Source organism: Bacillota bacterium (assembly GCA_024655925.1).
GTDB lineage: Bacteria > Bacillota > DTU025 > DTU025 > JANLFS01 > JANLFS01.
Window position 1 is genome coordinate 227 of record JANLFS010000098.1, and the last position, 10562, is coordinate 10788.

Consider the following 10562-nt stretch of genomic DNA (forward strand, 5'->3'; position numbering starts at 1 on the left):
TTTAGGTAGGTAAGTATGGGGTCAATGAAGAAGAGAGACCCCTCCCTCCATCCAAGGGAAGTGCAGTCATCCTCTTGTTGACAACTGCCTGGGGTCTCTCTTCTTCATTGACCCCATACTTACCTACCTAAACTTTACGCTACCCCCCTGCGGCCCTTGAACGCGATATGCAGCAGAGGCACAATCCCCAGAAGCTATTCAGTCTCCAGCACATCAAGGGATGGCTCAGGGGGATTCTCATCCCGGATCTGGAATCATGGCCTTGCCGCAAACGCCAAAACGAGGAGAGTGATCATGTTGAGGAATCGTTTGTTTGGTGTTCTGGGGCTCGTGCTCCTAGTTGTGGTGCTGTCAGTCCCGGCTCTCGGGGCATCCCGGGTGGACCTGGTAGTCCTGGCCACGACCGACCTTCACGGTCACATCCACCCAATAGACTACTTCACCTCGAAGCTCGACGAAGGCGGGCTCGCTCAGGTGGCCACGTATGTGGCTTCAGTCGGGGCTGAAACGCCCAATGTGCTCCTGGTTGACAACGGAGACTGCCTCGAAGGCGGCAACTCGACTCTTCCCTACCACTACATGTTCGACTCCGAAGCCACCAATCCGATGATCCGGGTAATGAACCTTATAGGTTACGATTCCATGACCATCGGGAACCATGAGTTCAACTACGGCTTGGGGGTTCTACGCAACGCGGCCGCCGAGGCGAGATTCCCGATCATCTCCGCCAATGTCCTTGGTACCGACGGCAAACCTTATTTCGAGCCTTACTACATCAACGATTTCGGTGAGTTCCACGTGGGAGTCCTGGGGCTCACAACCCCGAAAGTGCCTATATGGGAGAAACCTGAGAACATCCGCGGGTTGCTCTTTGCCGACCCTGTCGTCGAAGCCAAGCACTGGGTCACGGAGATGCGCTCCAATGGGGCGGACGTGGTCGTTATCGTAGCTCACACCGGACGGGAGTCCAGGCCAAAGGACAGCAGCAACCCCGACCGGTGGCTAGTCCCGACTGACTGGGTCGACACGGGGCAGCAGGAGGAGAACTATGCCCTCCGGCTCGCAAATGAGGTGCCCGGGGTGGACGTGCTAGTCGTTGGATACGATCATCTAGCCGTCCCCGGAGTCACCAAGATGGGTGACATCGTCAAGTCGGACGTGATCATTGTGCAACCGGGGTTCTGGGGCGATTACGTCTCCCGTGTAGATATCGTTCTCGAACAGGCGGGCGGCAAGTGGAACGCCGTCCAGAAAACTGGGTCGCTCATCCCGATGGCCGACGTGAAACCAGATGAGCAGGTCTTGGCGGAAGCGAAGTGCTACCACGATCAGACCGTCGAGTACTTCAAGCAGCCTGTGGCGATGGCAAAGGCCCACATGCCTGGCGGGATACCGGCGAGATTCTACGACAGCGCCCTCGTTGAACTGATCAACCTGTCCCAGCTGTGGGCGACCGGAGCCGATATTTCGTGTGCTGCGTTGTTCACGGATCAGGCCAAGATAACCCAAGGTCCTATAAGTGTCCAAGATGTCTACGGCCTGTACATCTACCCCAACACCCTCTACACAATCAAGGTCACAGGCAAACAAGTGCGCGAGGCCCTTGAACATTCTGCACGGTACTTCAACGTTTACACAGGCCAGGCAGGTCTGGCGGAGATTGTCAACCCCAGCATCAGAGGGTACAACTACGACATCTACCAAGGCGTGGAGTGCAAGATAGACATCAGCAGGCCCGTGGGGCAGCGGATCGTTGAACTGAAGTACAAAGGGGAGGAGGTCCAGCCGGATCAGGAGTTCGTCCTCGCACTCAACAACTGCAGAGCCGGCGAGGGCGGCGGGTACACAATGTTTGGCGGGTCGCCGATCCTCTACGAATCCACCAAGGAGGCAAGAGAAGTAATAGTGGAATACCTTCGGAGCATCGGCACGTTTGACCCGGCGGTCGCGGTGGACAATAACTGGAGCATCCTCCCCGCTTCGTTGCGTGAGATGGCTCGCCCCAGGTAACCACTGACTCCCGGTATCTCGACAGGAGGGCCGCCCACGGACGGCCCTCCTCGGTGTACTGCCGCAGGACCTCTGTCTCTTCGATTCCATCGTCCCCGCAAGGGATTACTTCGCGGGCTGGGCCGGGGCTTTTCTGCCCATCTCGCACCCGTTCAGATCACACCCACGGCACCTGGCTACCTTGCCCTCGAATACGCTCTCCAGAGTCTCTGCAATCTGCCTGTCCGGTTCCACATGAAGCACTATCCTGCCCGGAGATGCAGTGATCAACGCGCTTATGAGCAGATCCTCGAGTTCGATGCCACCTTCAGTGAGATCAGCCGCCAGGACCTCCAGGTACTCATTCTCTATCTCGTCCAGGTCCCGATTAAGCAGACCGAAGAGGTTGTCGCGCCCCCGGACTACATGAACCTCAGCCTCACGTTGATCTTGCATATCGACGAAGTACTTCAGGAGTCTCACAAACTCCCTGTGCTCCCTATCCGCCATGAACCTATCCAACGCCTCGTCACAAGCCCGGCTGAGCTCCCTGGCGTATCCACGAAGACGAAAGGTGAGAAAACCCTCCACGATAAGGGTGTCGGCGGTCGCTAGGTAGTCGGACACGAGGTATGCAACCTCCCGGAACCGGTCCTCAGGGCGGCCGATTCCGTTGAGACTCTCGGCGAGTATCACCATGGCGTAGTCAGAGATGGCTGCGATCTCCGCTGGCTCCAGCTCGGGATGGCACCTGGCCAGCTGGTCCGCAGCCATCGCCTCCTGGAGGTCCTCGAGGATCACGTGGGCCACGGCGACACCGATGTGATGGCGAAGCACGTCCCTTCCCGCCGCCCGCTTCAGTGGATCCTCTTCCTTCACCGCACATTCGACGAACCGCAGATCTCCCACGGAATCAAACCTAACGACAACCTGAAGCCCGCTCCAGCGAGCTTGGTCCAATTCGTAGAATAGCCGCCTTCTCAAGGAGTCGGCGGCAAAATAGGAGCCCACTCGCACCCCGTCCATGAGGTTTTGCCCCCTTCACGCGACTAGTATATGTGCGCCTTCAGGGGCGTATACGATGGCTCGACGGGGGCATAATGGGTCTATGTATGGGCTTTTGGCCGTTTCGCCGCTTGCTCGGGCACCTGCCCGGGCTCTCCGGGTATGCCAAAACCCCCCGGCACAGGCCGGGGGGCGCGCTGCTATGCTGGGCCAAGAGATGGTGGGGTGCAGTGGAGTCGAACCACTGACCTCAACGATGTCAACGTTGCGCTCTAACCAACTGAGCTAGCACCCCATACCTTACGCTGTGTGGAGGCGACACCCGGATTCGAACCGGGGAATCGCGGTTTTGCAGACCGCTGCCTTACCACTTGGCTATGTCGCCCCGAATATCCGGCCGCCGCCAGCAATCGACAAAGTGGAGCGGAAGACGGGATTCGAACCCGCGACCCTCGCCTTGGCAAGGCGATGCTCTACCGCTGAGCCACTTCCGCAAAGCCCTTCAATATGGTGCCGAGGGCCAGAATTGAACTGGCGACACGCGGATTTTCAGTCCGCTGCTCTACCGACTGAGCTACCTCGGCGCACTCAACAGCCGAAAGATTATGGCGGAAGCGACGGGAGTCGAACCCGCGATCTCCTGCGTGACAGGCAGGCATGTTAGACCACTACACCACGCCTCCGCGCAAATCGTACCTCTCATGGTGGGCGAAACAGGGCTCGAACCTGTGACCCCCTGCGTGTAAAGCAGGTGCTCTCCCGGCTGAGCTATTCGCCCTCGCGCCGATCAGCGCTTTTTCATTATACAGTACACTCCCCAGCCGCGCAAGGGGTGTTCAGAAATCCAGTTTCCAGTAGGCTTGCCGCCTCCAGGTCGAGCATGAACAGGGCATTGGCGTGGTTCTGCAGAATCGACGCCGGGACTGACGGAGTCACCGGCCCCCGGGTTGCTCTGTGAACGATGTCGGCTTTGGACCGGCCCGCGGCCAGAAGAAGGATCTGCTTCGCGTCCATAATCGTCCCGATCCCCATGGAGACGGCCCTTCCCGGCAAGGATTCCACCTTCTCTTTCGCGCGGTTGATCTCTACGGTCTGAGCTGTGAGAGTGACTACCCTGGTCCGGCCGTCAGGGGGCGAGCCAGGTTCGTTGAACCCAATGTGCCCGTTCACGCCGATGCCGAGAACCTGAAGGTCGATTCCCCCTGTGTCTTTGATCAAGGACTCGTACCGACGGCACTCTTCCTCGAGATCTGGCGCGGTTCCTTTCAGTGTATGTACCTTCCTCGGGTCTACATTGACGTGGGAGAAAAGATGACGCCACATGAACGAGTGAAAACTCCTGGAGTCCTCCTTCGGCAGGTCACAGTACTCGTCCAGGTTGAAGGTGGTCACTCCAGAGAAGTCCAGGCCTTCCTCATGGTGGAGCCTAGCCAGCTCCGCGTAGAGTCCGATTGGGGTCTCGCCCGTAGCGAGGCCCAAGACGCATCTGGGCTTGTCCAGAATACAGTCGGCCACGAAACGTGCCGCGGCCACACTCATCTGCTCGTAGTTCGGGTAGATGAGGATTTTCAAGCCACCGACGCCTCCTGCTGCTAGTCCTTGGGACGCATGAGCGGGAAGAGAATGACGTCCCGTATGGATGCGGAGTCGGTCAGGAGCATCACGAACCTGTCGACCCCAAGCCCCATACCACCCGTGGGCGGCATCCCGTACTCCAGTGCAGTGACGAAGTCCTCGTCCATCATGTGCGCTTCGTCGTCTCCGCGCTCTCTCTGGGCCACTTGGCTTTCGAAACGTTCCCGCTGATCAGCCGGGTCGTTCAGCTCAGAGAATGCGTTAGCGAGTTCCCTTCCTGCACACACCGCTTCAAATCTGTAGGTGAGGTTCGGGTTGTCGGGGCGCCTCTTGGCGAGAGGGGACACATCTATGGGGTAGTCCATTATGATGGTGGGCTGGATCAAGTCCGGCTCCACCCTCTCCTCATAGGCTTCGTAAAGGCACTGCCCGGCCGTGGCTCCCTCTGGCACGTCGAGACCCATATTCAGGCACGCTCGCCTGGCATCGGAATCAGAGAGTGCCCCGAAGTCGACACCAGTGCGGCATCGTACCGCATCCATCATGGTCAAGCGCGGCCAGGGAGGCGTGAGATCGATCTCGCTGCCCTGGTAGGTGATACGGGTTGTCCCAAGAGTGGCCTCGGCTACGTGGGCCACGAGATCCTCAGTCAGCTTCATCATGTCGTGGTAATCTGCGTACGCCTCGTAAACCTCGATTGAAGTGAACTCCGGATTGTGTTTTGTGGATATGCCCTCATTCCTGAAAATGCGGCCGAGTTCGTATACCTTCTCGAGGCCCCCAACGATAAGCCTCTTCAAGTGCAGTTCTGTTGCGATTCTCAGGTACAGGTCCATGTCTAGAGCATTGTGGTGGGTTATGAAGGGCCGTGCCGCCGCGCCTCCTGCAACGGCGTGCATTGCGGGTGTCTCCACTTCAAGGAACCCCCGAGAATCGAGGAACTCTCTGATAGCCGCGACTATCTTTGTCCTCAGGATGAAGGTGCGCCTGACTTCAGGGTTGACTATAAGGTCCAGGTAGCGCTGACGATAGCGGATGTCCACATCTCGGAGCCCGTGCCACTTCTCGGGGAGCGGTCTCTGGGCCTTGCCGAGCATGACAAATGATGACATATCGACGCTGATCTCCCCACGTCTGGTCCGGAAGACCTCGCCCGTCACACCGATTATGTCACCCAGGTCCACCCAGGAAAGGAGCTCGTACTGATCCTCGCCGAGATGGTCTTGCCTCGCATAGATCTGGATCCGCCCGTCCCGGTCAAGCATGTCCAGGAACATTGCCTTGCCGTGACCGCGGATAGCCATGATCCGCCCTGCCGCCGACACTTCTTTGCCTTCAAGGTCACTGAAGCCCTGGACTATCTTAGTTGACGTGTGGGTCCGGACGAACCTCGCGCCGAATGGATCCACCCCACGCGCCTTCCACACATCCACTTTCGCCCTGCGCCGGGCAGTCTCATCTTCTCGGGAGGCCTCGGGTTCGGCTGCGCGTTCAAGTTCGTCCATGGCACAACACTCACCTTGCGATCTGGACTACCTGGTACTTGATGACTCCCACCGGCACCGCGACTTCTACCACAGACCCGACCGTCTTCCCAAGGACAGCCCGGCCCACGGGAGACTCATTGGATATCTTCTTCCTGCTGGGATTGGCCTCCGCCGACCCCACTATAGTGTACTCCTCGACCGCGCCCTCTTCCAGGTTCTTGAGGACCACGGTGGATCCAAGTGACACCTCGTCCGCCCCGCCCTCAGGCTGCTCGATGATCCGCGCGTTCCGGAGCATCTTCTCGATCTGGGCTATGCGCCCTTCTATGAAGGCCTGCTCGTTCTTGGCATCCTCATACTCGGAGTTGTCCGTAATGTCTCCGAACTCAATTGCCTGCTTGATCCTGGCCGCCACTTCACGCCTTTTCGTGGTCCTCAGGACTTCAAGTTCCCGTTCCAGCCTTTCAAGGCCTTCCGGAGTAAGGATTACTTCCTTCTCCGCCATGTGTTCTGCTCCCCCCCATAGGACATCGATTCCGGGCGCAGCGCCCGGGATGCTACACACTATATTCGGTCCGAGACCCGGGGATTCGGGCCTCACCAGGCCCTGAGGCTAAAAAAAGATGGCGCCACCGCCAGTTGCCCACGCATCATTATGGCAAGACCCCTCTGGCTTGTCAAGGGTCAATTCGCGTGTGGCCGGGGAGGGAACCTGAGCTAACTGGGGGAGCCGTACCTCACTACCCTGGGCTTGACGTTCAGTCGGCCCAACATCTCGAAGTAGTCATCTTCGGTGATCTCCGGGACAGGCTTGTCGATCAAGGTAACGAGCATGGCCTCAATAACGTTGGTCCCGAAAGACCTGCCGTTCATCTCTGGGGTAGTGGTGACGAGGATACTCGCCCCGCGGCGTCCGAGATCTTCCACGTCCTTGGAAGTCACGGTGTTCGTGATGACGATTTTCCCATCAATTCTATCAGGCATATACCGCTTGATATAGTGGAAATCTCCAGCCAGAACATCGGCCCACTTATAGTACTTGGAGTGGCGACGAGCAGTTTGTTTCTGCTTCTTCCCGGTCGGGTACAGCCATGTGAACGGGAGTTGAACGATGATAGGCATTAGAACCCGTCCTAGCCGCTTTACCCATGCGAGGGAATGCAGCTCGATCGGCACGCCCAGGCCGAAGATCAGATCACCGTAAGTCATCTGGCACCCGAGTTCCTCGAAAGCTTGACCCATTCCAATCCTGTCAATGGCGCAGACAACCAGGACCTTCTTGCCAGCGATCGGGATCTTCTCCACTTCCTCCGTGTACTTCACCACCCGGTACTCGAGGGTGCTCTTGAGACTCGTGCCGTCAACCAACGGCGTCTTCTTGGCCGCGGCCGCGATCCGCCGGGCGTCCCGGAATACATAGCGCTTGCCTGCCCCAGCCATATAGAGGTCGATGCCCCCCATTCCAAAGGCATCTACCTGCCCATCAAGCTCCTTTATGATTTCGATCGCCCGGGCGATATCACCATCAGTGCCGATCCGCTCTATCTGCATCTCTTCGCCGAGAATGCTCAGAACGGTCTTATGGTCACGGTCTCGGGAGCCTATGCTAACGCTAACGATGCGCTTCACTTCTCCCCGCCCCCCCCTCGTATGGCCTCGATGAGTGCCGAGATCTCCTCCGGATCTATGTATACGTCCCCGCGGATTGGGGATTCCCCTATCACGACACCAGAGGTCTTCGGGCCCAGGATCGCCTCGACGAGCCGAACGCGCATATCGGAGCCTAGGAAGACCACATGATCGAAGCTCCCAAGATGGGAGATGGCGTTCACCACGTCGTTGAGAAGCTCGATTCCCGATCTGGTCTGGACGTACTCCCATCGCTCCCGATCGTTCATCAGCCAAACAAAGTCCACCCCGGCGCCTTCCGCAAGCTTCTTGATCTCGTCGCAATTGGAGATCGGGAATCCGACCAGCGCGATGGTGTCTCCTTTTCGCACCTCTCCCAGGTTCTCGAGACGGGAGACGAAGGATCTGTCGATCCCAACCGCGGAAGCTGCCTCCGCCTGTGACGCCCCACCTTTTCTGAGTTCGAGCAGGCGATCCAGAGTCCGGAGGATCCTGTCTCTGTCAATGACCTTGTCTCCGATTCTCACCAGGTTCGTCTGCACCACGCCCCCCGGACGTTCACATACGTGTGCACACCTTGATTCTAGCAGAGCTCTCACAAAACGCAAGGGGCGCGACTACGTACCCCTCTCGAACTGGTCTCTATAGGCTGTGAGGATGCGGCGAAGCGCATCTGGGCCCCCGGCCGTGTTTACCAGGTCTCTGACCCGCGTTGCTCTCGGAAGTCCCCGTATGTACCAGGCAAGGTGCTTCCGCATCTCGGATGTGGCCGTCTTCGCCCCCTTGTACTCCACATCGGTATCCAGGTGGTTCAAAGCCATGTCTATCCGTTCCACCGCCGTGGGCTCCGGGGGCACCTCGCCGGTGGCGAGGTAGTGGAGTGAACGCCGGAAGATCCACGGGTTGCCCAGTGCCCCGCGGCCGATCATGACCCCGTCGCATGCGGTCTCATCCATCATCCTGGCCACATCGAGGGGGTCCCGCACGTCTCCATTCCCAATCACAGGGACAGAGACCGCTGCCTTGACCCGGGCGATGATGCCCCAGTCTGCATTGCCCTGATAGCCCTGGGCTCGCGTGCGCCCGTGAACCGCCACCGCTGACGCCCCGGCTTCGACACACGCCTGGGCGAACTCAACGGCGTTCGCGCTGGCGTCGTCCCAGCCCATACGTATCTTGACAGTTACGGGCACACCGGCTGAACTCACAACCGCACGGACGATGTCCTGGGCGAGTCCGGGCCGTCTCATGAGAGCGCATCCTTCCTCGTTCTTAACTACTTTGGGCACGGGACATCCCATGTTGATGTCGACTATGTCGGCGCCGGACGCGGCGGCCACCCTCGCCGCCTGGGCCATCACTTCGGGGTTCGATCCGAAGATCTGCACAGAGACTGGATGTTCCCGCTCAGAGAGGGTCAGCATGAACGAAGTACGCCGGTTTCGATACCAAAGGGCCATGCTGCTGATCATCTCGGTGTAGACCAGTGCACAGCCCATGTGCTTGCATATGAGTCTGAAAGGCAGGTCGCATACGCCAGCCATCGGGGCGAGGACGAGAGGGTTCTTAATCAGGACGCCTCCAATATGCAGCCCTCGCAAGTCAGCCATTGTCCACCCCCGAGTGTCCGATCCGCCCGGCCTTCGCAATCCTCCCCGCGAGTGCTCTGTCGACCTCCGCACGGATAGAGATCCTGTCGCCGTCGTAGTCCTCCGATATGACCCGGCCGCGCCGGCGGATCAACGCGATCAGCGGGTCGTCGCAGGGGAGCGCGACGTCCACTCGGACCCTCCTGCCGGCGAGCTCAGCCGCGATCATCCGGGTCAGGGCTTCGAGCCCTTCGCCGGTGAGCGCAGACACAGCAGTGCTCTTGGGATAGGAGTGTGCAAACCTAGCTAGTGCGGCAGCCTCGGCCACATCCACTTTGTTCAGAACGGTGATACATGGACGGTTTTGTGCGCCAAGCTCGGAGAGAACCCCAAAGACCGCAGAATAGTGCTCCTGCGCCCTTGGGTGAGACACGTCCACCACGTGAAGCAGGAGATCGGCCTCAGTGACTTCCTCGAGGGTTGCGCGGAACGCCATGACCAGGTGATGGGGTATCTTCTGAATGAACCCGACGGTGTCTGTGAGCAGGATCCTCTGCCCGTCCGGAAGCTCAAGCCGCCGAGTCATCGGGTCCAAAGTGGCAAAAAGCTTGTCTTCCACTACAGTGCGCGCATCGGTCAAGGCATTCATAAGGCTGGACTTCCCAGCGTTAGTGTAACCCACCAGAGACACTGTGGCGAGATTCGCCTCCCGCCGTCTTCGGCGTTGGATCCCGCGTCTTACACGTACTTCCTCGATCTGCCGCCTGATTGACGATATCCTCGACCTGATTGCCCGGCGATCTGTCTCCAGTTTGGATTCTCCAGGGCCCCTGGTTCCTATGCCGCCACCCAGCCGTGACAGTTCTGTCCCTCGCCCTCCGAGCCTGGGAAGCATGTACTCGAGCTGAGCCAGTTCCACCTGAAGCTTGCCTTCAGCCGTCGCGGCCCGCTGGGCGAAGATGTCGAGAATCAGCCAGGTGCGGTCGATCACCCGCCCCTCGATCACTTGCTCGAGGTTGCGTTGTTGTGCCGGAGACAGCTCATCATCGAAGATGACCAGAGACGCCCCGGTCGCCGCCCTGATCATCTCAACCTCCCGTGCCTTGCCTTCCCCAATGTAGTATGAAGGGTCCGGTTTCTGCTTCCGCTGGATCACCTGCCCAGCCACGACCGCGCCCGCCGTGGACGCGAGGCTTCCCAGCTCCTGCACGGACTCTTCGATATCCCAGCCCACCGATGCCTGGGAATCCAAACCGACCAGGATCGCCCTTTCCCTGGCATCCGCCTG

General features: G+C 59.1%; 9 protein-coding genes and 6 tRNA genes. 1 reads left to right on the forward strand and 14 read right to left on the reverse strand.

The window, feature by feature from the left end:
• Nucleotides 1–294: 294 nt before the first annotated feature.
• Complete coding sequence (locus NUW23_12885) at nt 295–2010, forward strand: 5'-nucleotidase C-terminal domain-containing protein (GenBank protein MCR4427060.1); 1716 nt, start codon at nt 295–297, stop codon at nt 2008–2010.
• A gap of 105 nt (nt 2011–2115) precedes the next feature.
• On the opposite strand, the gene NUW23_12890 is transcribed toward NUW23_12885, so the two are convergent.
• From NUW23_12890 to hflX, 14 genes are all read right to left on the reverse strand, one after another.
• Nucleotides 2116–3015 (reverse strand): putative sporulation protein YtxC, encoded by a 900-nt coding sequence (locus NUW23_12890; GenBank protein ID MCR4427061.1) that lies wholly within the window; start codon nt 3013–3015, stop codon nt 2116–2118.
• 197 nt (nt 3016–3212) lie between these two features.
• Nucleotides 3213–3289: transfer RNA gene (locus NUW23_12895), tRNA-Val, on the reverse strand.
• A gap of 15 nt (nt 3290–3304) precedes the next feature.
• Nucleotides 3305–3379, reverse strand: a tRNA-Cys gene (locus NUW23_12900).
• A gap of 34 nt (nt 3380–3413) precedes the next feature.
• Nucleotides 3414–3488, reverse strand: a tRNA-Gly gene (locus tag NUW23_12905).
• A 14-nt stretch (nt 3489–3502) separates the two neighbouring features.
• A tRNA-Phe gene (locus NUW23_12910) sits at nt 3503–3578 on the reverse strand.
• A 22-nt stretch (nt 3579–3600) separates the two neighbouring features.
• Nucleotides 3601–3677, reverse strand: a tRNA-Asp gene (locus tag NUW23_12915).
• 19 nt (nt 3678–3696) lie between these two features.
• Nucleotides 3697–3772: transfer RNA gene (locus tag NUW23_12920), tRNA-Val, on the reverse strand.
• Nucleotides 3773–3795: 23 nt separating this feature from the next.
• A complete protein-coding gene (gene nagB, locus NUW23_12925; GenBank protein MCR4427062.1) occupies nt 3796–4566 on the reverse strand; it encodes a glucosamine-6-phosphate deaminase in 771 nt (256 codons plus the stop codon).
• A gap of 20 nt (nt 4567–4586) precedes the next feature.
• The gene (gene lysS / locus NUW23_12930; protein MCR4427063.1) at nt 4587–6074 is read right to left on the reverse strand and encodes a lysine--tRNA ligase; all 1488 of its coding nucleotides are present in this window, start codon (nt 6072–6074) and stop codon (nt 4587–4589) included.
• A 10-nt stretch (nt 6075–6084) separates the two neighbouring features.
• Entirely contained in the window at nt 6085–6561 is a 477-nt protein-coding gene (greA, locus tag NUW23_12935; GenBank protein MCR4427064.1) for a transcription elongation factor GreA, read from the reverse strand.
• A gap of 212 nt (nt 6562–6773) precedes the next feature.
• On the reverse strand, nt 6774–7685 hold the full coding sequence (locus tag NUW23_12940) for a quinate 5-dehydrogenase (GenBank protein ID MCR4427065.1): 912 nt from the start codon (nt 7683–7685) through the stop codon (nt 6774–6776).
• On the reverse strand, nt 7682–8230 hold the full coding sequence (locus NUW23_12945) for a helix-turn-helix domain-containing protein (protein ID MCR4427066.1): 549 nt from the start codon (nt 8228–8230) through the stop codon (nt 7682–7684). Before NUW23_12945 ends, NUW23_12940 begins: the two co-directional genes overlap by 4 nt.
• A gap of 72 nt (nt 8231–8302) precedes the next feature.
• Entirely contained in the window at nt 8303–9295 is a 993-nt protein-coding gene (gene dusB, locus NUW23_12950) for a tRNA dihydrouridine synthase DusB (protein MCR4427067.1), read from the reverse strand.
• A partial coding sequence (gene hflX, locus NUW23_12955) for a GTPase HflX (protein ID MCR4427068.1) occupies nt 9288–10562 on the reverse strand: 1275 nt, incomplete at its 5' end. The genes hflX and dusB, both read right to left, overlap by 8 nt.

Bases quoted from the DNA above. Each gene is read 5' to 3' on its own strand.
- NUW23_12890 (MCR4427061.1), bottom strand. From the start codon at position 3,015: ATGGACGGGGTGCGAGTGGGCTCCTATTTTGCCGCCGACTCCTTGAGA.
- dusB (MCR4427067.1), bottom strand. From the start codon at position 9,295: ATGGCTGACTTGCGAGGGCTGCATATTGGAGGCGTCCTGATTAAGAAC.
- NUW23_12885 (MCR4427060.1), top strand. From the start codon at position 295: ATGTTGAGGAATCGTTTGTTTGGTGTTCTGGGGCTCGTGCTCCTAGTT.
- greA (MCR4427064.1), bottom strand. From the start codon at position 6,561: ATGGCGGAGAAGGAAGTAATCCTTACTCCGGAAGGCCTTGAAAGGCTG.
- lysS (MCR4427063.1), bottom strand. From the start codon at position 6,074: ATGGACGAACTTGAACGCGCAGCCGAACCCGAGGCCTCCCGAGAAGAT.